The sequence below is a fragment of the Hymenobacter sp. HD11105 genome (assembly GCF_054051685.1).
Map to the genome: position 1 here is coordinate 936,148 of NZ_JBSWBR010000001.1, position 23,330 is coordinate 959,477.

Consider the following 23,330-nt stretch of genomic DNA (forward strand, 5'->3'; position numbering starts at 1 on the left):
CTGCTTAGCTCCTGACCTGTGCCCGATTCTGCTGCCTTTCGCCCGCTTTCCGTCGCCCCCGCCGACATATTTACCGATAACCTAGCTGCTCATGCTACCCAAGAGCAATACTACGGCCGCCGACACCAGGCAGTAGCTTGGGTGCGGGTGCTGGTATTCGTGCTGGGAGCCCTGGGGGGCTATTATTTCTTTAGTAACGGCCGTAATCTGGAAGGGCTGGGTTACGTGGTGGCCCTGTACATCGTATTTATGCTGGTGATGCGCTGGCATAGCCGCTTAGGCTATAAGTATCACCATTACCGTTTGCTTGGAGCTGTTAATCAAGAGGAGCTGGCGCGGCTGGGGGGCAAATTGACCCAGTTTGAGGCCGGCGCGCGCTACCTCGAAAGCAGCCACGCCTACGCCGCCGACCTCGACGTGTTCGGTCCGCACTCCCTGTTTCAATTGTTGAGTCGGGCTACCTCTCGCCTGGGCCAAGACCGCCTGGCCGAGTGGTTACTGCAAGCCGCTACACCAGCGGATGTGCTGGCCCGACAGGCCGCCGTGGCTGAGCTAACGCCCGATGCAGCCTGGCAGCAGGAATGGCAGGCCCGCGCCCGCCACTTTCCGCGCCAAACCGACGACCCCCGCCGCTTCGCCACCTGGCTCCAGCAGCCCGATTTTTTTGCCGATAAAGCATGGCTCAAAATTGCCATGGTCGTGCTGCCGCCTCTGGCCCTTACTAGTGCTGGGCTATGGCTGGCAGGCTACTCAGCTGGGATGTTTGTAGCTTTTTTGGCTTTGCTGGGAGGCATTAATCACTACTACCGTGCTGCCCGTGACGACTACTTCGAGCACAGCGATAGTATGTACGATGTGCTACGCGCCTACCGCGACCAATTAGTACTGCTGGAAAGCCGGGAATTTGCGGCGCCTCGCCTCGTGGCGCTGCAGCAAGTAGTGGCCGCACCCGGCACCGTGCCGGCCTCGGGTCTCATTGGTCAGTTAGCCAGCATTGTCGAGTATTTCTCTATGCGCCAGAGCACGCTGGCCGCTTTTTTTGCCAATAATCTGCTGTTCTGGGATTTCTTCTGGATGTGGCGCCTCGAAAGCTGGAAGCGTCGGCTGGGGGGCAAATTGGCGCCCATGCTCGACGTGGTAGCCGAGCTGGAAGCCTTAATAAGCTTAGCCGCCTATCAGTTTGCTAACCCCACCTACACCGTGCCCGAGCTAAGCACCGAAGCATTGGAGTTTACGGCCGAAGAGCTAGGTCACCCGCTTATCTTCTCCACGAAGCGCATCACCAACGATTTCAGCACGGTAGGGGCGGGGTGCACGGGCGTGGTTACGGGCTCCAACATGTCGGGCAAAACCACGTTTCTGCGCACCGTAGGTCTGAATATGGTGCTGGCCTTGGCGGGCGGGGCAGTTTGCGCCCGACGGGTGCGCCTGAGCCCGGCCCAGGTGTACACGGCCATGCGCACCCAGGATAATCTGGCCGAAAGTACCTCGTCGTTCTACGCCGAACTCAAACGCCTGCGCCTCCTGTTGGAGCTGACGGCAGCCGGTACGCCCGTGTTCTACCTGCTCGATGAAATTCTGAAAGGCACCAACTCCCGCGATCGGCACCGCGGCGCCCGCGCCCTCATCCACCAGCTGCACCAGCGCCCCGCCAGTGGCCTCATCAGCACCCACGATCTGGAACTGGGTGCGCTGGCTCAAGAGTTGCCCGGTGCCGTGACCAACTACAGCTTCAACAGCACCATCGAAGGCGACGAAATCCTGTTCGACTATCACCTGACGCCTGGTCTGTGCCGAAGCTTCAATGCCAGCAAGCTCATGCAGCTGATGGGCATCGCCATCGACGAGGTTGTTGAGTAGCAGACAAAAGCCAAATGGGTTTGTTAGAGGGCTAAACTGTCGGGCTTTACGTATGCAGAGGTAGCTAAGCTTTTGTGTCTTCTTTAGCCTTCCCTATCACCTTTTTACAAGTAACGAAAGAGTGTACGTTCGTAATAATATTCGCTGGCGCGTTGTCTGGAAGTTTTCTTGGCGGAGCGTGTCAATATTCACGCTGTATGCTATTCTGGTTTGCGCCATATATGGCCCGCTAAATATCAAAGCAGTTTCGATTCCCTGGCAGCCGGTGGCTACGCTGGGTATTGCCGTGTCGTTTTATATCGGCTTCAAAAATAACGGCTCATACGACCGTTTCTGGGAAGGTCGCCAGCTCTGGGGCGGCATTGTAAATTACAGTCGCTTATGGGCTGTGCAGGCCTTGGAGTTCGTTACGTCCCGTGTAGATGCGCCCGATGTAGAGGCGCCCTCCGCTTCGGCTGGAGAGCTTACAGAGCGCCATCGGCACCTAGTGCACCGGCAAATAGCTTGGTGCAACGCGGTGCGCCTGCAACTGCGCCGGCAGCTTGCCGATTACTGGGATACCGACGTAGCGCAATTTCTGAGCGCGGAGGAAAGCGAAAATCTGCGCCACTTGCAGAATCCAGCAGCGCATATCATTCGCTTGCAGGCCGCTGAACTGCGGGTGCTGCGTGAAGATCGGGGGCTGCTCAATGACTTCCAGCACATGCGCCTTGTTCAGACCTTGGAAGAGCTTTATAACTTGCAGGGTGGCTGTGAACGTATCAAAAACACGCCTTTTCCGCGCCAATACGCGTACTACAGCTACGTGTTTGTGTGGCTTTTCTCGCTGCTGCTGCCACTGGGCTTGGTCAGTGAATTCGACAAAATCGGCCCCAACCATGTGTGGCTGATGGTGCCTTTTTCGGTGCTGGTATCTTGGGTGTTCAATACCATCGAGGAGGTAGGTCATACCAGTGAGAACCCCTTCGAGAACCAAATGAACGACGTGCCTATGACCAGCATCTGCCGCACCATTGAAATCGATTTGCGCGAAATGCTTGGTGAAGACAATATCCCCAAGAAGCTGGAACCCGTTGACGACATTCTGTATTAACCGCCACCTAAAAGTCTTTACCGCACCTTTTTATAAAATGAAAAAGCCCCCCAGAAGTGTTTTGGGGGGCTTTTTCATGACCTCACTGGCAATTCACTAAGTTCAGTTGCTAATTGTAGCTTGCAGCCATGCCCGATTTCCGTCTGCGCGTCTTTCAAGCCGTGGCGCGCCACCTGAGCTTCACCAAAGCTGCCCAAGAGCTTTTTATCAGCCAACCAGCCGTTACCAAGCATATTCACGAGCTTGAGACGAGCTACAGCCAGCGGCTATTCGAGCGACGCGGTAACCGAGTAGGCCTCACGACGGCGGGCCAACTGTTGCTCGCGCATGCCAATACAGTCGAAGATCTGCATGAGCAGCTGCAAAACCAGCTGCACGCCTTACACGATGAAGCTGCTGGCCGTCTTCGCCTAGGCGCCAGCACCACCATAGCGCAGTACGTACTGCCACCCATCTTGCCCGGCTTTCAGGCTCAATATCCTCGCGTTGAGCTAACGCTGCTCAACGGCAACTCAGAGCACATTGCCGACGCGCTGCTCAGGGGGCAAATCGATCTGGGTTTCGTGGAAGGCCAGGTTAAAAACCGTGACCTGCACTACGAATTGCTGCTCGACGATGAGCTAGTCGCCGTGCGTCGGGCGCGGCCCAGCAACCAGCCCCCCGAGTCGTTGGCGCTGGCGGCCGCCCTCCAGTATCCGTTGGTATTACGCGAGCGTGGCTCGGGTACGCTGGAGGTGCTGGAGTACGCTCTGCGTGCCCACCGCATCAAGTTTTCTGACCTCAGAGTGATGTTTTACCTAGATAATACCGAAGGCATAAAGTCGTACTTGGAAGCGGCACCCGATTGCTTGGGGTTTGTATCGCGGCGGGCTCTAACGAAAGAACTAGCCGCTGGCCGCCTGGAAATTGTGCCTGTACTGGACTTGCACCTACGACGGCGCTTTGAGGTGGTGTGGGTGCAGGGCCAGCCTTTATCTGCACAGGCCCAACGATTCTTAACTTACACCCATCGGCACATTAGCGCTGCTCATAACTTTTAGTTATTACAGATAAGCATTTTTGATTATGGAATAGGTCGATAAAGCGTTGTTATGGAACAGTGCTTGTAACGACGTATTGCATGAAAGCCACCCGCTCTATAGTTCCGCCACCCACCCGCACCGAAGTTGCCCAACAAACCTTAACTGCCTTTTTAACTCGCCCGTATGCTGTATTTGGCTACGAGTTCACGCCCCGGATCGTCCTTTTTAGCCTCGCACTACTGGCTTGCCTGACGCCCTGGGTAGCGCCACCCTTGGCCCTGGCGCTCGGCCTGCTGATAGCAATGGTGGTTGGCAATCCCTTTGCGAGCTTCACCCAGACATACACGAGTAAGCTATTGCAGTACTCCGTTGTGGGGCTCGGGTTTGGCATGAATGCCCATGCTGCAGCCCAGGCGGGGCGCGAAGGATTATTATTTACGGTGGCGTCCATAGCGGGTACGCTAGCGCTGGGCTTCGGCATGGGACGCTGGCTTGGTATTGAGCGCAAAACGGCTCATCTAATTTCTTGCGGCACTGCTATCTGCGGCGGTAGCGCTATTGCGGCGGTAGGGCCGGTGCTGCGGGCCGAGAAGTCTCAGTTCTCGGTGGCGCTGGGCACCATTTTCGTGCTCAACTCAGTGGCTTTATTGCTGTTTCCGGCGCTGGGAAATGCTTTGCAAATGACCCAAAATCAGTTCGGGCTGTGGTGCGCCATCGCCATCCACGATACCAGCTCAGTAGTGGGCGCTGCCAGCCACTACGGCGACCAAGCGTTGCAAGTCGCCACCACCGTTAAGCTGGCTCGCGCCTTATGGATAGTGCCCGTAGCGCTTGGTACGGCCTTCTTTTTTAAAACACCCGGCGCCAAGGTCAAACTGCCTTACTTCATTCTGGGCTTCATCGGGGCCATGCTGCTCATTACGTATGTGCCAGCTCTAAAGGGTGCCGGAGCTATAGCTGCTCAGGTGGCCAAAGTAGGCCTCACGCTCACCCTATTCCTGATCGGGGCGGGCCTCTCGCTGGAGGTAGTGCGCAAGGTGGGCATTCGGCCTTTCGGGTTGGGCGTGCTGCTCTGGGTCGTTATTTCCGTTACTTCACTCTGGGTTATTCTGCACACAGTAGCCTAGCTCTTAGCAATTGATAACAACAAAAAGCCCCCCAGAGCTGCTCTGGGGGGCTTTTTGTTTAGTTACTTATTCTTTGCTTGATGGCTTCTTACGGCCCGAGCCGCTTTTCTTGCCGCCACCATCCTGCTTATTGACGGTGGCCCAAGCCCGACGCTCAGCCTCGTCTTCCGACAGGCCTTGCTTCTCGTAGCTTTCTTCAATGTGCTCGGCCTTACGCTTCTGCTTGTCGGTGTAAGCCGATTTATCTCCCTGTGGCATGATAAAATGAAATTAAAGGGGCTAAGTGGGGGCGGTAGGGCTGTGTACGCTACCCGGAGCGGGTGGTTTCGCGGGTGCTGAGTCGTTATTGGGCGAGCGCTGCCTATCTTCGTTGCTTCTTCAAAAAATGCCCCGCCGCCATGCGACACGTAGCCGATATTCCGCACCCAGAAGCCAAAATCACGCTTTTTTCCTGGAATGGAAAATACTTGATCAAGCTAGAAAAAGGCCCCCTAGAACAAACATATAAGGTGAGCGAGATGGACCTAACCGGCGGCGACGCCGAAGTGCGCACCCTGCTTGATGAGGAATTTCTGCAAGCCGCCGTTCAGCGCTTCGAGCACATGTACAAAGACCTGCAGGCCACCTTTATCCGCCACGATATTTAAATCTGCATCCCATGAAAAGAGTAAGTCTTTTGCTGCTTCTGGGGGGCTTTTTGGGGTTAATAACCCAGCCCGCTATTGCCCAGCTCTACGACGTGCGCACCGGCAGTGTCAGCTTCGAGCGCAAGGAGCGGGAGGCACTGAAAGTGCAGGTAGATGGCACCGCCCAGTGGACCCGCGACTATTGGCAAGCCTGGCTTAAAGACAGCTACAACATCCGCTTGAAGGGTGACGGCACCTTTGGCGTGGGCAAAAAAGAATTGCTCGTGGCTAAGCAGGCGCCCGTATCCAGCGTATCGGGCAAACTGCTCGACCTGTACTCCAGCGTAATATCCCCGGCCGACACCGTATCAGAGTTAGCCGTGTGGGCCACGCTGGGGGGCAATTCTTTCCTGACTGCCGACCAAACGCCGTCGGAATTTGCGGCCTTGCGTGCCATGCTGCAAAGCTTTGCCGCCGCTGCCCGCATAAAGGCTTATAAGGACCAGTTGACTGAGGCCGAAAAGCAAGTGAAGGAGGTAGAAAAGGAGCGGGAGAAGCTGGAAAAAAACATTTTGAGCTTACAGGCAAATACGACCAGCAACCTCGCTCGAATCGAAGCTCTACAAAAACAAAACGCAGAAAATACCCTGAAAGCCCGCCAAGACTCCGTGAAACTGGTAGCGAATGCGCAGCAGTTGGAGCTGCGTAAACTCCGGTTGGCCCAACGACGTGACCGTGTTTCCACACTTGAACGTAAATAGCTAGCAAATGCGTTTTGCCGTTGCTTTTGCCGCGGTCTACTTGCCGCTTTTGCCCTATGGAAAACGAGCCTTCACCCCTTGCTACGCTACGCCAACTAAAAGAGTGGCTGGACGCAGGTGCCATCACGCCCACCGAGTTTGAGGTGTTGAAGCGTAAGCTACTCTTCAGCGATGTAAGCGAGACGTCCCCGCCGCCTGCACCGGCACCGCCGGTAGCGCCGCCGTCTGCCGTTACACCGCCGCCCCCGCCAGCGGCACCTCCGTCGGTACCTCCGGTAGCAGCCGTTCCCGCGCCACCTACTGTTGTTCCCCCGTCCACACCACTGCCTCCCCCGCCGCCTTCTTGGGATTTCAAGCATGATCCTACGGTTACGGTAAAACCTGTTGAAGAGCCAGCGACACCACCTAAAGCGCCGCCAGTAGAGCCGGTGACACCGGTGACGCCTGCAGCCGCGTTTCCCCCGGTGCCGCCCGTAGTGCCGCCTCGTCCTTCCGTGGTGCCCCCGCGTGAACAAACCCCGCCGCCACCCAAAAAGCCAGCTCCGCCCATTGACACGTTCACTCAGCCTGTGGAGATGGTAAAAGTAGGTAGCTCATCGTACCGCGATGCCGATTCGCTCACGCCTCCACCTGTAGAGCCTCGTATAGCCGAGAGCAGCCGTCCGCGGCCCGCCGCTCCGCAGCCGCCTACTTCCTCGCGTAGCCCCCTAACCACTGCACTTATTATAGGGGGCATTTTGGCGTTGCTTGCACTGATTGCTTATCTCGTATTCGATGATCGGGAATCGGAGCGCCTCACCAGCTTGTCGCGGGTAGGAGCCGATACCACCGCCGTGGCACCCGAAGTTGGCCCTCAGGCCGAGCGGCTCGACCTGCCGCCCGTAACCGACACCGATACAGCCCGCGTAACGCCGGCGCTACCATCCACGCCGCCGGCCGTGGTAACCGATTCTGTGCGCCGTACGCCGGCACCAGTCGTCGCGACGCCTAGTCCTGCTACACCAATTACACAGGCGGAGACGCCAGCTTCGGCACCAGCCGAGGCAGATAGTCAGCCTTCGGAGGCGCCAGCAGCTCAAACGCCTCCCGCTACGCCCGCCCCCAGTGGGCCAGTCAGCGACGTAGAAGCGCGTGTTCGTAGTGCTCTGAGTTCATATTATGAGGATTTAAAAGCCCCGCCATTTAATGCCGCTCAACATTTTGCTCCCACCGTTGAGCGGTTTTATACCCTGCAAAACACTAGTCCTGACGCTATCAACGCGGAACTAGAACGTTCACACTTTCCCGAGTTTTTGGAAGGCGAAACTCAAGGCGTACCGGGTAGCTTGAACATTAGTGAGCCAGTCCGGGATGGCTCGCGGGTGGTCACGTTTCTGGAAAAAAGCCGGGCTTTTCGCAAGTCGCGTCAGCAATACCAGAACACCACTGCGCAAGTGCGCATCCGCTTCGACCGCAATTTCAAAATTGTCTATTTGCGGCAGGAGCGACTGCTGGAAAATACGTTTTCAGAGTAAATTTGTGCGTGTTAACTAAGCACTTGCGGCCTGCACCCTTGTGCAGGTCTTTTTTTGCTATACGAGTAATGTTGCTTCCTTCTTTATTACGCCACTTTCACCGGCTGGGCTGGCTGTTGCTGCTGGCCGTACTTTCGTCCTGCCTGGGTGTTATCAAACCTATCCGAAGCTTCTCGGCCTATGAGCCCGCCGCCGTTCCCGATTACACTCAGGAGTCAAGCTGGGCTGCCTTACCTACCCGCCGCGATTCAGCCGATGCAGTACCCAAAAACTCCGGCTTGCGCGACCAGCAAGCCACGGCGTCCGCCGATGTGTTTTTTATTCACCTAACGACTCTCATTCGGCCCCACGGCTGGAATGGCTCCATCACGGATGCTGCTTTGAACACTTTCACTGATCAGTTTAGCATTCGTCGTCAGGCTTCGGTTTTCAACGCGGCAGGTCGAATATATGCCCCCCGCTACCGCCAGGCCGCTCTGTATAGCTTCTTCGACGGCGACAGTAGCGCAAATGCTCGCCCTGCCCTGGATCTGGCTTATCAAGATGTAAAAGCGGCCTTCCAGTATTACCTGGATCACTACAACCAGGGCCGCCCCATTATCCTGGCAGGTCATAGCCAGGGGGCATTTCACGCCCAGCACCTCCTCCACGATTTCTTCGATAACGACCCTAAACTGCGCCGTCAGTTGGTGGCAGCTTATTTAGTAGGCTTTAAAGTAACTACGAACGCTTATCAAACCATCCGCCCCTGCGAAGATGCCACCCAAACGGGCTGCTACATAAGCTGGAACACCGCCGAGTGGGGCTACAGCTACGAGCCCTACCGCGATGCCCTAGCCATCAATCCTCTCACCTGGACCCGCGACACCACCGCCGCACCCGCTATGCTAAACCGGGGTAGTGTTCCCCAATCATTCAACCGCATCGATAGAGCCGTAGCCGACGCCAAAGTGCACGCTGGCGTACTCTGGGTACACCCGCCCACTATTTCCGGATATCTCCGCTTCCTGCTTCCCGGCCGGCCCGAACTGCGCCATTCCTTTCACGTTGCCGACTACGGGCTTTACTATATGAATGTGCGCGAGAATGCAGTAGCGCGGGTTCAAGCATGGCAGCAAGTCAATCAGTAACAGAGTAAACTTAGGTCGCTTTGGCTTTAGAAGGCATTTGTGAATCAATATAACTTATGGAGAAAACAAAAAAGCCCCCCAGCAATCTGCTGGGGGGCTTTTTTCAAAACTAAAGGGGGCAATTAGCCACCAATAACTACGCGCTTAAAATCAGTAACCGTCATGCCTTTCTGCTTCTTGTCGAGCAGCTGGGCGATAGTCATAGAGTTGTCTTTTACGAATTCCTGGTTCAGCAAGGTGTTGTCCTTGTAGAACTTGTTCAGCTTGCCTTGGGCGATCTTCTCCAGCATAGCCTCGGGCTTGCCTTCAGCACGCGCCTGCTCTTTGCCAATCTCGATTTCGCGCTCCACGGTAGCAGAGTCAACGCCTTCTTTGTCCACGGCTACAGGCTTCATCGCTACGATTTGCATCGCAACGTCGCGGCCTACCTCGGTTACGTCGGCGCCGGCTACATTCTTCAGGCCTACGAGTACACCTTTCTTGTTGTCGGAGTGGATGTACGAAGCTACTTTCTCAGCAGTCAGCGTGGCGTAGGTTACGTCCAGCTTCTCGCCGATTTTGCCCATCAGGTCCGTGATGTGGTCTTGCAGGGTTAGGCCGTCAGCTTCTTTGGTAGCCAGCAGGTCTTCTTTCGTGCCAGCGTTGGTACGCACAGCCGCGTCTAGAATCTGCTGCGTCAACTCGCGGAAGTTAGCCACTTTAGCTACCGATTCCGTTTCGCAAGCCAAAGCAACCAGCTTACCAGCGGTGCCATCTTCGCTTACCTGTACCAATACTAGGCCTTCGGAGGTAGCGTTATCGGCACGCTTGTCAGCGATTTTCTGGCCCTGCTTGCGCAGAATGTCACGAGCGGCTTCGAAATCGCCATTAGCCTCGGTCAAAGCCTTCTTACAATCCATCATGCCCGCGCCAGTCATAGCGCGCAGCTTGTTCACGTCTTGGGCGGTAATTGCTGCCATTTCTTAAAAAAAGTTAGTAGCTAGCTAAAAGCTAGAAATTAGAATGTTATGTAGAAGTGTTCATACAAGAAGCTAGGAGTTAAGAGGAAGAAACAGAATCCGAAAGCTGGTTCAACCCACCGGATTCTATCTTCTATCTCCTAACTCCTAGCTTCTTCTAAACGCTTATTCGTCGGCGGCTTGCTTTTCCTTGATGCCTTCCTCTTCGGACTGCTTCTTGTCAGCTTCTTCCTTGTCAACCTTGCGCTCCGACAAACCTTCTTCTATAGCCTTGCTCATTGCACCTACGATGAGGGCGATGGACTTTGAAGCGTCGTCGTTAGCAGGAATTGGGAAGTCAACAAGCTCAGGGTTAGAGTTGGTATCGCACATAGCAAATACCGGAATGCCTAGCTTTTGAGCCTCTTTTACAGCAATGTGCTCACGCTTCACGTCGATGATGAACAGAGCAGCGGGCAGACGGCTTAGGTCGGCTACGCCACCTAGTACGCGCTCCAGCTTCTCCCGCTCACGCGACATCATTAGGCGCTCGCGCTTTGCCATAGCGGCATAAGCGGTGTTCTCTTTTACCATCTTGTCGATGGTGCTCATCTTCTTCAGCGACTTACGAACCGTAGCGAAGTTGGTGAGCATACCACCCAACCACCGGTCGGTTACGAAAGGCATTTTGAGGCGCTTAGCCTCTTCAGTTACAATCTCCTGAGCCTGCTTCTTAGTAGCAACGAACATAATCTTCCGACCGCTTTTAGCGATGTTACGGATAGCGTTAGTAGCCTGATCTAGCGAAGCAAGAGTTTTGTTCAGGTCAATGATATGGATACCGTTCTTCTCCATGAAGATGTACGGCGCCATTTTGGGATCCCACTTGCGCGTAAGGTGACCAAAGTGGGCACCCGCGTCGAGCAGGTCTTTATAGCTAGTGGACTGAGCCATGATAAATTTCCTCTGGTTTTAGCGTTTTGAGAACTGGAACGAACGACGAGCTTTGCGCTTACCGAACTTCTTGCGCTCCACCATGCGGGGGTCGCGCGTCATGAAGCCTTCTTTCTTCAAAGCCGGCCGTGATTCGGCGTCCTCGCCTACCAGCGCTTTTGAGATGGCCAAGCGAATGGCTTCGGCTTGGGCCGAGATGCCGCCACCGCGCACATTTACTTTTACGTCGTACTGCCCGAGTTTCTCGAGCGTAGCGAAGGGCTGGTTCACGATGTTTTCCAGGAGTTCGTTGCCAAAGTAGGCCTTCATTTCCCGGTCATTGATAGTGATATTCCCTTGCCCGGCCTGCATGTATATGCGGGCCACCGAGGTTTTTCTTCTACCAGAGGTGTTGGAGATTTCCATTAAAGAAAAGTTAGAAAAAAATACGTAAGCCGTCGTGGCTTACAGTTTGTTCAAAGTAGCCTCCACAGGCTGCTGAGCAGCGTGGGGGTGTTCCGCACCCTCGTATACGAATAGGCTGCGGAACTGCTCGCGGCCTAGGCGGTTATGAGGCAACATGCCGCGTACAGCGTGCTCAATCACACGAGTCGATGACTTTTCCATCACCTCACGCATGGTTTTGCGCTTTTGGCCACCGGGATAGCCCGAGTGCGAGATGTAGAGTTTCTCAGTCATTTTCTTGCCCGTCACGCGCAACTTGTCGGCGTTGATGACGATAACTGAGTCGCCGCAATCAGAGTTGGGCGTGAACGAGGGCTTGTGCTTGCCGCGCAGGATGTTGGCAATCTGGCTGGCCACGCGACCCAGCGGGGCCACGCTGGCGTCAACGACAACCCAGCCCTTGTTGGCGTTGGCTTTGTTGACGGATTGCGTCTTGAAGCTCAGATGATCCATTGGGAAGAAGGTAAGCGGTTGAAAATGAGAATAGAACGGACCAGGGTCCGGGAAAAACGGACACAAAGTTACCGCCTTTCGACTGATATGCAAGGGGTGAGGTTGATATTTGTGCCTGAGTAGCACGCGCTTTCAGCTGATCGAGCAGGTTATGTACCGGGCTTCGAGCAGTATTAGCTCGGCCCAAAGCTCCCAAATAGCCAATAGGACTTATTTGTCCTCAATATTGATGTAGAATGCTAAAGCTCCAGTTGTGTTACTGATGTTGGCGCATATTCTCCACTAGTACCCGAAAATCCTTGGGATAGGGAGCTTCCACCGTCACTTGCTCACCATTTAAGCGAGCAAAGGTGAGTTGGGCTGCGTGTAGCGCAAAACGCTTGATAAAAGGCTGCTCTTCCTCCCCAGCCTTCATGTTGAACTTCTTCTTCAGCGTCGATAAGAAGAACTCTTCGCCTCCGTACAAAGTGTCGTTCACGATAGGCGCCTGCAGGTACATCAGGTGTAAACGAATCTGGTGCATCCGACCCGTGATAGGCACGCATTGCACCAGTGTATGCTTGGCGAAAGTTTCAAGGGTAGTGAAGTAGGTTTCGGCCGCTTTGCCTTTGTAAGCCAGCCTAGCCTTCCCTTTAGTTGTTGTCTCAATGCTACGGTCTACCAGCTTGTTATCGAAGTGATGAACGCCCCAGGCCACGGCATGGTAATTCTTTTTCACCTCCCGGTTCTCAAACTGCATAGCGAGGTGGCGGTAGGCCTCGGGGTTCTTAGCCAGAGCCAACGCGCCCGACGTCTCTTTATCCAAGCGGTGACAGGCTTGCATGTCGGAGTGGTGTTGCCGGGCCATGCGCAGAATATTGGGGGCGCCACCTACGCGCTCATCGAGCGTAGCCAGGAAGGGAGGCTTGTTGATGACGACGTAGTCTTCGTCTTCGAACAGGATAAGGTCTTGAAAATCGGGCTGCTTCATAACGGGCCGCAAAGGTACGAAGCAATACACGCTTTACAGCGCACGCAACACATGGCACGCGTATTCTACGCCTGAGCATCTGCTGGAACCGTTCCCTGCTTGCGAGGTTTAGCGAGCTTAAACTCCAATGAAGTGCCTTGCCCTACCTCGCTTCGTACCCGAATAGATGATTTGTGGGCTTCTACTATGTGTTTGCTGATGGCCAAACCCAAGCCAGAGCCACCAGAGTCGCGGGAGCGGCTTTTATCGATGCGGTAAAAACGCTCGAAAATGCGATTCTGGTGCTGTTTAGGAATGCCTTCCCCATCGTCGCGGACAGACACGCGAATGGTTTTGCCTGCATCGGCCAGCGTAACGGTCACGTGGCCAGCCTCACGACCATACTTCACGGCATTATCAATCAGATTGACTAATACCTGGCGGATGCGGTTGCGGTCGGCAAGCACCGAAATGCCCCCCACGGCGCCTACTGGCTTCACTAGTTCCAAAGTCACCTGGCGCTGGGCGGCCTTTAACTCCAATTGTTCAAATATCTCCTGTACGAGCTCAGCCAGATCAAACGCTTGCTTACGCATCCTAACCACGCCTTTCTCAAGCTGGGCGATAGTCACCAGGTCTTGTACTAAAGCATCAAGTGTATCGAGGCTGGTAGCGGCTTTTTTTAGGAATTTTTGACGTAAGAAATCATCATCCATATCACCGTCTAACACGGTATGCAAAAAGCCCTGCGCGGCAAAAATGGGCGTTTTCAACTCGTGTGATACGTCGGCCAGAAACTCGCGCCGCAGGGTTTGCAGGCGCTTTAGCTCATCAATTTCGCGCTGCTTACGCTCAGCCATCTGCAGAATCTCGTCGCGCATGCGCTTTAAGGGCTCGGGCCGAAACAAGAACTTGTTTGACAGCTTGCGAAACTCTTTGCGCTTCACGTTTTCCAGACCAGCGTATATGTTGTTGATTTCGCGGAAAATCAATGCTTCGAATGACAAATAAATCAAGAGAAAGCAGGCCGCTACCGTAATACCCGCCGCCAGAAAAGCTTGCTGAAACGGCAGCGTTGGCACGGTCCAGGCGAAAGTGACGAGCACACCCGCTACGAGGAAGGCAATCACAATCGCAACCGAGCGGGAAGAAAAGTCCATTTGTTAAGATACTGAGTTTTAAGGTGTGGTTGAAGGCGATGAGCCCAAAGATAAAGCCGACCCTGTAGCAGAATCGGCTTTTTATCAATGGATACTACCTACGTATTGTCTGGGCTCATCATTCATCAATATTAAACTTATAGCCCACTCCCTTAATGGTTTGAATGTGGTGGTCGCCTACCTTCTCACGCACTTTGCGCACGTGCACGTCCACGGTTCGAGCCAGCACAAACACATCGTTGCCCCAGATATTTTGCAGCAGTTCTTCACGGCCAAATACTTTATGAGGTGAAGCCGCTAGGAAGGCCAGCAGTTCAAACTCCTTCTTTGGAAGCGAGATTTTACGGCCTTCCTGATACACGGCAAATCCCGTACGGTCGATGCGCAGACCATTTATTTCGATAGTGTCGAGTACAACCTGCGGGTCTTTGTCGCGGCGGACGAAGGCGGCCAGTCGGCCCATGAGGGCGCGCGGCTTAATGGGCTTGGCAATAAAGTCATCGGCGCCAGCCTCGAAGGCGGCTACTTCCGAAAACTCCTCAGCCCGTGCCGTCAAGAAGATAATGTAGGTGTCCTTGAACTTAGGCAGCGTCCGCAGCTGCCGACACGTATCGATGCCATCCAAGTGGGGCATCATCACATCCAGCAGTACAATGTCAGGGCCGAACTGGGGGGCAATTTCTAGGGCTTTACGGCCGTCCGGGGCTGTAGCCACGTCGTAGCCTTCCTTGCGCAGGTTGTATTCCAGCAGTTCCACGATGTCTGGATCATCGTCGACTACCAGAATCTTGTAGGCATTGGGGGGAGCAGTTGGTTGCACAGAACGGGGCTTTAGTCAGAAATAAGGGCGCCTGCAAAATTACCTTTTGTGGAGGGTAACCTGTGTTACCTTTTTGTGAACCCGCCGCGGCGCGTCGTCAATTTACTGATTGGCGCCGGCTCGCGCTACCACGTTCAAACGGTGCTTTAGCCCCTGATATTTGTACATATCAACTTTCACAGAGCCTACAAACATCTCGGCCTGAATAAGTACCGGTATTTTGTTGCGGTCGTCGGAGAGATAAACAGACACGGCATTCTCGCCACTGAAAAGCTTGTTGGGGGGCATTTTAGGAACCAACCGAATGGCGCGAATAAAGCCAGCCTTGGTTTCTACGGTTTCCCGGCCTTTGTACACCACGTCCATGTTGTACACGTCATTGCTGAAAAAGCCTTGTACCCGAATTACCTCGCCGACCCGCCGCTGGTCATAATTGAGGGTGCGCAAAAAGTAGAAACCACTTACCAGATCCTGCACATTCTCAGGCACTTTATACGTGCCTCGCTTCACAGGATCCTTTTCTTTCTTGCGCGACTCTACACTAGCGGTGTTCTGAAAATGATCAAAATCAATTGTCTCGCGCTTACGATAGGTATTCTCCTCAATGTTGCGGTAAAAGCGCTGGGGCAGGATACTGGTCGTGTCGATAAAAGTGCGCCACGTGTCACGGACGCGCAGAAAGAAATCGAAAGAGCCGAGTGTGCGGCCCGTAACAGTAGCCTGGTAGCACGGCCGGTCATTGATACGCTGTAGAGAGCTAGATACCTCAATAGTGGCTTCAGCAGCGTTTATGAGGCCATAGTGCACTTTGTAATGCATCTTTTCGCCCCGCGCAAAGCTCGTGTTGGGAACAGAGCGCGACCCATCGGCTGGCTGCCAAGCCAGCAGTGCCAGCACGGGCAGAAGGAACGAGAGAAAGAAAAGCCAGCGGCGAGTCATGAAGAGCAAACCAAAAGGTGATTCAGCTGACACTTAGTCAAATGAGATGCCAGCAAATATACCCCGAAGCCCACAATCAGGCGGGAGATACGGCGAATGTTATTGTAGGAAAGAAACGACTTATTTCGCCATTTAGATTACTGCACCTGATCAACGGAACAGCAACATAGCTTATTGCCAAACAAAAAATGCCCCCCAGATGAATCCTGGGGGGCATTTTATTTTCTGTCAAGCTGAAGCTTAGTCGTCGTCTTCGTCGGTCGACTCGTCAGTGGGGATGGCGGCCAGCGCAGCGGCAGGCTCACCTTTCACCATTGCCCGGATCTTAGCTTCGATTTCGTCGGCTAGCTCAGGGTTGTCATGCAGAATCTGCTTCACGCCCTCACGGCCCTGACCGAGACGGTCGCCGTTGTAGCTAAACCACGAGCCCGACTTGGCAATGATGTTCATGTCAACACCGAGGTCGAGAATCTCGCCTACTTTCGAAATGCCTTCACCATAAATGATGTCGAACTCAATAACCTTGAAGGGTGGAGCTACTTTGTTCTTCACCACTTTCACCTTCGTGCGGTTACCCGTCACGTTGTCCTTGTCTTCCTTGATCTGGCCAATACGACGGATGTCGAGGCGCACAGAGGCGTAGAACTTGAGGGCATTACCACCAGTCGTGGTTTCGGGCGAACCGAACATAACGCCGATTTTCTCGCGAAGCTGGTTGATAAAGATGCAGCAGCAGCCAGTCTTGTTGATCGTACCGGTAAGCTTACGTAGGGCCTGGCTCATCAAGCGGGCGTGCAAGCCTACTTTCGAGTCACCCATGTCGCCTTCCAGTTCGCCTTTAGGAACCAGCGCGGCTACGGAGTCAATAACGATGATATCGATGGCACCGCTGGAAATCAGCTGGTCAGCAATTTCGAGGGCTTGCTCACCGTTGTCGGGCTGAGCAATAAGCAGGTTTTCAGTATCAATGCCCAGCTTCTCAGCATAGGAACGGTCGAAAGCGTGCTCGGCATCGATGAAAGCGGCCATGCCACCTTTCTTCTGAGCTTCTGCAATGCAGTGCAACGTAAGTGTGGTTTTACCGCTCGACTCAGGACCGTAGATCTCTACGACCCGGCCACGGGGCAAGCCACCAATGCCCAAGGCAATGTCCAGCCCGAGCGAGCCGGTGCTGATAGCAGGAATATCAACGACTTTGTTGTCGCTCAACTTCATGACGGTGCCTTTGCCGTAGTTCTTGTCCAGCTTGTCCAGCGTAAGCTGAAGAGCTTTCATTTTTTCGGCGTTGGCGTTGACAACTTTGTCAGTGGATGCAGCCATTAGAATGGGGTTGGGGTATAAATGCTTAGGTTTGGTGAAATTAGGCTTTTTAGGCCGTTTTTACAACTGTAAACGCCGCTTTATGCTGAGCACTAACGGCTACTTTGGGTCGGCTGTGGGTAACATGAGCAAGCTATATTTTGTGCCCGCAATGCTAAAAATATTTGCTGATTTTGGGAAAAATAAATAATGCTAAAATTTTTGTCAAAGGTAGTCGCTGATACCCAGATCAAACCAAATTTTTGGCCATTTGCTGCTCTGTTTTTTGGCTTGCTTCTAAGCAGCAAGCCAGCCTTAGCTCAGCTCGATAACCACGCCTTTTTGTATTCATTACCCGTGGAGCCAGAGTACGAAGGACAACTCCGAGTGGCCGTGCAGGCGTTCCTGTTTTCCAAGGATAACGAGTATTTCAATAAAATAGATGAGGGCCGAACCTACTACGGCACGCAGCTAGCGCCGCGCTTGGTGTACTTTGCCAACGCCAACCTGCGGCTGGAAGCGGGCATCTTTCTGTACAAAGATTATGGCACAACGCGGCTGCGGCAGGTGCGGCCCATGTTTACGGCCAAGTACCAAAATGGCCCCCACAGCCTGTTGTTTGGCAATACTGAAGGCCAGCTGCACCACGGCTACATCGAGCCGCTGTTCGATTTTGAGCGGGTAATGACGAATCATCTGGAGGAAGGCATGCAGTACAAGCTCCAATCCAGACGTGTGCGGCTCGATGCTTGGGTTGATTGGCAGCGCCAACAGTATCGGTTTAGCAATTTCCAGGAAGAGGTTGCCGGCGGACTCACTTCCGAAGTCACGGCTTACCAAGACTCGTCGGGGTGGCGCGTGGGCGTAGTCCCAATGCAGTTTTTGGGTACGCACCGTGGGGGGCAAATTGATACCATTGGTACGCCTCTGCAAACGCTGTTCAACTTTGCGGCCGGCCTGCGCGTGCGGCGCAAGTTCTATAACAGCTTCGTGCGCGCGGTGAACGCCGATGGCTACGTTACGCGCTTCACCGATTATTCCTTCACTGAAGTGCTAGCCTATGGCAAAGGCAACGGGCTGTATCTGAACGCCGGCGTGAACACGCGCCTCTCCAATATTATGGTTAGCTATTGGTTAGGTGACGGCTTTGTTGCCCCTCAGGGAGGCCGGTTATATCAATCCATTTCCAGCACCGTCAACAACGCCAACTTCACCCAGCGCCGCCGCGAGTTGCTTATTCTGCGCATGTTCAGCGACTTTCATCTACCCGGCAACGTGCTCCTGACCACGCGTTTCGAGCCATTCTATGACTTCAGACGCCGGCAGATTGAGTTCTCGTTTGGAGCCTATCTGAACTTCAACCAAGAGTTTATCATCACGACACTACGGCGCGCCAACTAAGGCCGATCGAGCGCGAAGTACAAGATTTCGGACTTGCTTTCCGTGTCCCGCACCGGCCACAGGCGGGGCCGTGGCGGCAACTGCCGGAAGCCGCCCGCTATGGCTACCGCACAACTGCGCGGGTTATCAGCTCGGCAGCGAATAAGAAGCCGATCTGCATTGATAATGCTGCTAAAGCCAAGCTGCACGGAGGCCTCTAGTGCCTCGCGGGCGTAGCCGTTTCCTTCAGCTTCCAGAGCGAGGTAATAGCCTATTTCGGCCGTGATAGTTTTGGCCCAGGTTGGCTTCAGGCTGATATCACCCAAATAATGCCCTCCAGCGGTGTGCCAGATGCCCAGCACAAACATGCGCTTGGTATGCCAGTCTTGGGCAAATGAGTCGAGGATGCGGCCAGCGTCGGCGAGGGTTTGCACGGCGCCCAGGCGAGCCGGGAATGCAGGCTGCAGACGGGCACGATTATCTTGCAGGAGCGTAAAAAATGCTTCCTCATCGGCAGGTACATAAGGCCGCAGGGTAAGGCGGGCAGTGAATAGGGGCAAGCTGGCCGGGGAGGAACGTAAGTCGGCGGCGTACATAATTTGGAAGCAGGACTAGCCTAGGTACGCGCAAACCAAGAGGCGGGATAATAGAATGCGCAGCTAAGTAACTCTGGGGGGCAAATACCGTTTGCTTTGAACTACCAATGAGGCCGTCTGCTCGGTCGAAAAACGATTTGCTACGCTTATTGGCTTATACCTCATTCCTACCCTACATGCTATGAAAAGAAGATTGGAAGGCAAAGTTGCCCTTGTAACCGGTGGCGGCACCGGCATCGGAGAAGCTATCTGTAAGCGCTTTGCGCAGGAGGGCGCGGCCGTCGTGGTCGTGGGCCTCGACACGGACCCCGTACGCGAAGTAGTAGATGAGATTCAAGCTAGCGGCGGCCGCGCTATTGGCTTTCTGGGCGATATTTCCTCGCAGGAAGCAGCCGAAGAATGCGTGAAGCTGGCCATCAGCGACTTCGGCAAGCTAGATATCCTGATTAATAACGCCGGCGTATTTCCCGCTACCTCTACCATCGATAAATATCCTGTAGAGGCGTTTGAGTACATGATAAAGCACAACGTGTACTCTAATTTCATGATGACACGGGCGGCCATTCCGCACCTACAGAAAACGCAAGGCAACATTGTGTCGGCCGGTTCGGAAGCTGGGCACATGGGCATTGCGCAGAATTCACCCTACGGTGGCACCAAAGGTTTTGTGCATGCTTTCCAGCGCGGAGTAGCCGTGGAACAGGCAAAGTTTGGCGTACGCTCCAACATCGTCGGTCCTGGCCCCATTGATACAGCCTGGACCCACAAAGAAAGCGGCCCCATGGATGCCAAAATGGAAAAGCAGACCGTGCAAGGTGTGCCAATGGGCCGCCGCGGTACCACTGAGGAAGTAGCCAACGTGTACCTGTTCCTCGCCTCAGATGAAGCCAGCTACGTGACCGGCGCTACGTATTTCGTGGATGGCGGGGTAACGTTATCCAAGGGTGCGCACGGCGACGAGGTACCCAACAAGTTAAAGAAGGAGCCTGCTGATGACCTCAACCTGCAACACGAACGGGACGGTCACACGAAAATCAAGTCTGAGTATAAGGCGAAGATGCAGTAGGTCAACTGACGCGAATGCCACAAAGCCAAAAAAGCCCCCCAGAACTATTATGGGGGGCTTTTTTACGAGAATGAATAAGCCAAAACTTACGCGTGCTTGTATTGCAATGGACTGCCTAATGCCTGCTGAATGCGCATTACGTTCACTTGACGTGCAGCTTCATTGAAATACTCCAGACGGCGAATCAGCATTTCCTTTACCAGCATACGGCCTTCCGGCGTGCGCATGACGGCTTTTTTGTCTTCCAAAATACGCTGCATAATCGCCTCCGTTTCGGACTCATGCTGCAAATATTGGTCACGGAATTCAGCTAACCGAGCTAGGCCCTCGGTCGTTAAGCGGTAAGTGGCGCCACCTTGGTTGAGCACTTCGCAAAGCACATACACTTCCAGGGGCAGGGAAGTGGCGAGAGTTGTGGTGCGCAAATCAAGACCCGCCTGCAAGGCATCCAGAATGATAGCAATGTTGCGTTCAAATTGCTGATAATAACCGGAAGCTTCCATATGATACTAGTGTTGAGAAGTGAGAACTAGGTGAATAAGGAGTAAGCGCAAAAGTATGCCTCACTTCTTCCTTCTATAAAATTTCTTTTACGATCTGCTCTACCGAAATTCCTTCGGCTTCCGCTTTGAAGTTGCGCACCAGGCGGTGGCGCAGAATCGGGAGCGCCACGGCTCGTACATCCTCAATGTCGGGCGAATACTTACCGTTGAGCAAAGCATTGCATTTCGCCCCCACAATCAGGTGTTGAGAAGCCCGCGGACCAGCACCCCATTCCAGTAGTTGGGTAGCGCGAGCCGCACCGCGGTCGGTATTCGGTCGGGTTTTGTGCACCAAGTTTACTGCGTACTCCACTACATTGTCGGCCACAGGCACGCGGCGTACCAAGTGTTGAAACGCTTGAATTTCGTTGGCGTGTAGCACTTTGCTCACCACTGGGCGGTGGTCCGAAGTTGTGTTTTTTACAATCTGCAGCTCGGCCTCATAGCTAGGATAGCCCAACTGAATATTGAACATAAAGCGGTCGAGCTGGGCTTCGGGTAGGGGATAGGTGCCTTCCTGCTCAATTGGATTTTGTGTGGCGAGCACGAAAAAAGGTCGCTCCAGCGGGTAGCGCTGTCCGGCTACCGTTACCGAATACTCCTGCATACTTTCTAGCAGCGCCGCCTGCGTTTTGGGGGGCGTCCGGTTGATTTCGTCGGCCAGCACAATGTTAGCAAACACAGGTCCTTTCACAAAGTGAAAATCTCGCTGCTGGTTCATCGTTTCCGAGCCTACGATGTCGGATGGCATGAGGTCGGGCGTGAACTGAATTCGGTTGAAAGACAAGTCCAGCGAGTCGGCAATGGTTTGGATAAGCAGCGTTTTGGCTAGGCCCGGCACGCCTACCAACAGGCAGTGGCCTTGTGAGAACACCGCCGTGAGCACCAAGCGTACTACCTCGTCCTGGCCAATAATGATTTTACCGATTTCGCGCCGTAGCGTTTGGTAGGATTGGGCCAACGCATCGGCAGCTTCTTTATCGGAAGAGAATTTTACAGACATGTGAATGGTAACATGAGTACAGCGAAGTGAGCGGCGAGACTTTGTTTTGGCATAACACGTCAGAACAAAGCCTCGCCGCTCACTTCGCTGTACTCGCTTCTATCCTAATTTACTGAGTCGAGCAGTTTGCAACCGGCGTACTGAGGGTCTATCTCCAAATACACATCCCCTCGGTTTTTCTTAAACCACTCATCCAAGGCCTTGTTTTTCTTCTCGTTTAGGGCCGCTGCCGCAATCTTCTGGTAGTCGTCCTCCAGGTTAGCTTGGTGGGGCGGGTTATTCGATTTCAGCCACAGAATACGCATGGCATCCTTGCCGTCGTCGGTGCGGTAGGGCATGGGCGGCGTGATACTGCCCACCTTCATGGTATCGATGGTAAAAAAGATAGCCGGATCAATTTTGTCGAGCGGCAGGTAGTTGCTGCGGTCCTGCGGGTTCTGAATCAGGCCGCCATTGCCACTCGTATTCTTATCGTCGGAAAAGTCTTTAGCCGCTTTGGCAAAAGTGATGCTGTCAGCCAGAACGCGCTTGCGTATTTTCTCGAGCTGAACGGCTGCCTCGCTTACATCGGCCGAACCGGTGTTGGGCTTCAGTAGAATGTGACGGGTGCTGAAACTATCGCCTTTGCGCTCAATGAGCTGAATTAGGTGAAAGCCAAACTGCGACTCCACAATAGGCGACAATTGGCCTGGCTCCAGGCGCAGGGCTGCCGCCTCGTACTCGGGCACTAGCTCACGGCGCTTGAAAAAGCCTAGGTAGCCACCTTGAGCGGCCGAGCCGGGGTCTTGAGAAAATTCCTTGGCCAGCTTCTCAAAGTCGGCACCGGCCTGAATTTGCGCCCGAATGTCGTTGAGCTTGGCCTGGGTCTCTTGCTTAGCTTTTTGATTTACCTGCGCCAGCTTCACGATCTGGCCTACTTCTACCTCCGTAGAATAGTAAGGCAAGCTGTCTTTGGGAATGCGATTAAAGAACTGCCGCACCTCACGGGGCGTCACAGTTACTTTACCCGAAATCTCTTCCTGCATCTTCTGCTGAATGAGCTGCTCCTTTACTTGGGGCCGCAGGTCGTCCTTGAGCTGCCTGATGGGCTTTTTGTAGTATTCCTCCAGCTTCTGTTCCGAGCCAATCTGCTGCACGAAGTACGCCATCCGCCGGTCGAGCTCTCCTCTTACCTGGTCGTCGCTTACTACCACAGAGTCAACTTCGGCGCGGGCAACCATGAGCTTATTAAGCACAATGCTCTCCAGAATCTGACACTTAATGTCGGGCGCCAAGGGCTTGCCTTCCGCCCTCGCCAGCTCCTGCTGATAAATACTCTCCAGATCGGAACGTAGGACAATCTGGTTGTCCACCTTCACAATGATGGCGTCCACAGTTTGACGGCCAACGGGCCGAGCTACGCCCAACTGAGCAAAGCTTACGCTTACCGCGCTCAGTAGCAACCCGCCGCTCAACAGGGCTGCACGAGCCGCCGTACGAAATAAATGAGTCATGTAATTCAGAAAATAAAAGGCGAGGCAAAAGCACTATCCCAAGCCCAACGGCTATCAAAACGCGAAAAGCCGCCCGTAAATTTCAACATAAATCCCTTCTCCAACAAAAACCTGGTTTTGAAGCCGAAAAAAGCGGTTTCCAGGTAAAGAGGCGTTGTATT

At 54.1% G+C, this 23,330-nt stretch carries 24 protein-coding genes; 10 read left to right on the forward strand and 14 right to left on the reverse strand.

Annotation, left to right across the window (positions count from 1 at the left end):
• Positions 1–18 precede the first annotated feature (18 nt).
• From ACW9KT_RS04215 to ACW9KT_RS04230, 4 genes are all read left to right on the forward strand, one after another.
• The gene (locus ACW9KT_RS04215; RefSeq protein ID WP_457078117.1) at positions 19–1,860 is read left to right on the forward strand and encodes a MutS-related protein; all 1,842 of its coding nucleotides are present in this window, start codon (positions 19–21) and stop codon (positions 1,858–1,860) included.
• A gap of 178 nt (positions 1,861–2,038) precedes the next feature.
• On the forward strand, positions 2,039–2,953 hold the full coding sequence (locus tag ACW9KT_RS04220) for a bestrophin family protein (protein ID WP_457078118.1): 915 nt from the start codon (positions 2,039–2,041) through the stop codon (positions 2,951–2,953).
• Positions 2,954–3,081: 128 nt separating this feature from the next.
• Positions 3,082–3,993 carry a LysR substrate-binding domain-containing protein gene (locus ACW9KT_RS04225; protein WP_457078119.1) on the forward strand — a complete coding sequence of 304 codons (912 nt, stop codon included), beginning with the start codon at positions 3,082–3,084 and terminating at the stop codon, positions 3,991–3,993.
• Positions 3,994–4,073: 80 nt separating this feature from the next.
• Positions 4,074–5,102, forward strand: coding sequence for a YeiH family protein (locus ACW9KT_RS04230; protein WP_457078120.1), 1,029 nt, complete (start codon positions 4,074–4,076; stop codon positions 5,100–5,102).
• A 66-nt stretch (positions 5,103–5,168) separates the two neighbouring features.
• Here the strand turns inward: ACW9KT_RS04230 and ACW9KT_RS04235 are convergent, their stop codons facing one another.
• Entirely contained in the window at positions 5,169–5,360 is a 192-nt protein-coding gene (locus tag ACW9KT_RS04235; RefSeq protein ID WP_457078121.1) for a hypothetical protein, read from the reverse strand.
• Positions 5,361–5,500: 140 nt separating this feature from the next.
• On the opposite strand from ACW9KT_RS04235, the gene ACW9KT_RS04240 reads away from it, so the two are divergent.
• The 4 genes from ACW9KT_RS04240 to ACW9KT_RS04255 all read left to right on the forward strand — a co-directional run bounded on the left by ACW9KT_RS04240 (position 5,501) and on the right by ACW9KT_RS04255 (position 9,133).
• Positions 5,501–5,749, forward strand: a complete 249-nt coding sequence (locus ACW9KT_RS04240) for a hypothetical protein (protein ID WP_457078122.1) — start codon at positions 5,501–5,503, stop codon at positions 5,747–5,749.
• Between the two features lie 11 nt (positions 5,750–5,760).
• Positions 5,761–6,489 (forward strand): hypothetical protein, encoded by a 729-nt coding sequence (locus ACW9KT_RS04245; RefSeq protein ID WP_457078123.1) that lies wholly within the window; start codon positions 5,761–5,763, stop codon positions 6,487–6,489.
• Between the two features lie 56 nt (positions 6,490–6,545).
• Complete coding sequence (locus ACW9KT_RS04250; protein ID WP_457078124.1) at positions 6,546–8,003, forward strand: hypothetical protein; 1,458 nt, start codon at positions 6,546–6,548, stop codon at positions 8,001–8,003.
• Positions 8,004–8,071: 68 nt separating this feature from the next.
• Entirely contained in the window at positions 8,072–9,133 is a 1,062-nt protein-coding gene (locus ACW9KT_RS04255) for a DUF3089 domain-containing protein (RefSeq protein WP_457078125.1), read from the forward strand.
• Positions 9,134–9,255: 122 nt separating this feature from the next.
• On the opposite strand, the gene tsf is transcribed toward ACW9KT_RS04255, so the two are convergent.
• From tsf to recA, 9 genes are all read right to left on the reverse strand, one after another.
• A complete protein-coding gene (gene tsf, locus ACW9KT_RS04260) occupies positions 9,256–10,092 on the reverse strand; it encodes a translation elongation factor Ts (protein WP_457078126.1) in 837 nt (278 codons plus the stop codon).
• A gap of 165 nt (positions 10,093–10,257) precedes the next feature.
• Positions 10,258–11,025, reverse strand: a complete 768-nt coding sequence (rpsB, locus tag ACW9KT_RS04265) for a 30S ribosomal protein S2 (protein ID WP_457078127.1) — start codon at positions 11,023–11,025, stop codon at positions 10,258–10,260.
• Positions 11,026–11,043: 18 nt separating this feature from the next.
• Complete coding sequence (rpsI, locus tag ACW9KT_RS04270; RefSeq protein ID WP_084446168.1) at positions 11,044–11,430, reverse strand: 30S ribosomal protein S9; 387 nt, start codon at positions 11,428–11,430, stop codon at positions 11,044–11,046.
• A 39-nt stretch (positions 11,431–11,469) separates the two neighbouring features.
• A complete protein-coding gene (gene rplM, locus ACW9KT_RS04275) occupies positions 11,470–11,922 on the reverse strand; it encodes a 50S ribosomal protein L13 (RefSeq protein ID WP_166073253.1) in 453 nt (150 codons plus the stop codon).
• A gap of 256 nt (positions 11,923–12,178) precedes the next feature.
• Positions 12,179–12,892 carry an RluA family pseudouridine synthase gene (locus tag ACW9KT_RS04280; protein WP_457078128.1) on the reverse strand — a complete coding sequence of 238 codons (714 nt, stop codon included), beginning with the start codon at positions 12,890–12,892 and terminating at the stop codon, positions 12,179–12,181.
• A gap of 65 nt (positions 12,893–12,957) precedes the next feature.
• Positions 12,958–14,031, reverse strand: a complete 1,074-nt coding sequence (locus ACW9KT_RS04285; protein WP_457078129.1) for a sensor histidine kinase — start codon at positions 14,029–14,031, stop codon at positions 12,958–12,960.
• Between the two features lie 118 nt (positions 14,032–14,149).
• A complete protein-coding gene (locus ACW9KT_RS04290; protein ID WP_457078130.1) occupies positions 14,150–14,851 on the reverse strand; it encodes a response regulator in 702 nt (233 codons plus the stop codon).
• 102 nt (positions 14,852–14,953) lie between these two features.
• Positions 14,954–15,790: a DUF3108 domain-containing protein gene (locus ACW9KT_RS04295; protein WP_457078131.1), complete on the reverse strand. Its 837-nt coding sequence runs from the start codon at positions 15,788–15,790 to the stop codon at positions 14,954–14,956.
• A gap of 240 nt (positions 15,791–16,030) precedes the next feature.
• Complete coding sequence (recA, locus tag ACW9KT_RS04300) at positions 16,031–17,110, reverse strand: recombinase RecA (RefSeq protein ID WP_457078132.1); 1,080 nt, start codon at positions 17,108–17,110, stop codon at positions 16,031–16,033.
• 189 nt (positions 17,111–17,299) lie between these two features.
• Here recA and ACW9KT_RS04305 point away from each other — a divergent pair, with 189 nt between their 5' ends.
• The gene (locus ACW9KT_RS04305; protein WP_457078133.1) at positions 17,300–18,490 is read left to right on the forward strand and encodes a hypothetical protein; all 1,191 of its coding nucleotides are present in this window, start codon (positions 17,300–17,302) and stop codon (positions 18,488–18,490) included.
• Here ACW9KT_RS04305 and ACW9KT_RS04310 read toward each other — a convergent pair.
• Positions 18,487–19,065: a GNAT family N-acetyltransferase gene (locus ACW9KT_RS04310; protein ID WP_457078134.1), complete on the reverse strand. Its 579-nt coding sequence runs from the start codon at positions 19,063–19,065 to the stop codon at positions 18,487–18,489. The two genes, ACW9KT_RS04305 and ACW9KT_RS04310, sit on opposite strands and share 4 nt — an antisense overlap.
• Before the next feature lie 181 nt (positions 19,066–19,246).
• Between ACW9KT_RS04310 and ACW9KT_RS04315 the strand changes: the two genes are divergently transcribed.
• Positions 19,247–20,131 carry an SDR family NAD(P)-dependent oxidoreductase gene (locus tag ACW9KT_RS04315; RefSeq protein ID WP_457078135.1) on the forward strand — a complete coding sequence of 295 codons (885 nt, stop codon included), beginning with the start codon at positions 19,247–19,249 and terminating at the stop codon, positions 20,129–20,131.
• 86 nt (positions 20,132–20,217) lie between these two features.
• On the opposite strand, the gene ACW9KT_RS04320 is transcribed toward ACW9KT_RS04315, so the two are convergent.
• The 3 genes from ACW9KT_RS04320 to ACW9KT_RS04330 form a co-directional block, all read right to left on the reverse strand.
• Positions 20,218–20,634 (reverse strand): hypothetical protein, encoded by a 417-nt coding sequence (locus ACW9KT_RS04320; protein WP_457078136.1) that lies wholly within the window; start codon positions 20,632–20,634, stop codon positions 20,218–20,220.
• A gap of 73 nt (positions 20,635–20,707) precedes the next feature.
• Positions 20,708–21,676, reverse strand: a complete 969-nt coding sequence (locus ACW9KT_RS04325) for an AAA family ATPase (protein WP_457078137.1) — start codon at positions 21,674–21,676, stop codon at positions 20,708–20,710.
• A gap of 104 nt (positions 21,677–21,780) precedes the next feature.
• Positions 21,781–23,169, reverse strand: a complete 1,389-nt coding sequence (locus ACW9KT_RS04330; protein ID WP_457078138.1) for a peptidylprolyl isomerase — start codon at positions 23,167–23,169, stop codon at positions 21,781–21,783.
• Positions 23,170–23,330: the final 161 nt, after the last annotated feature.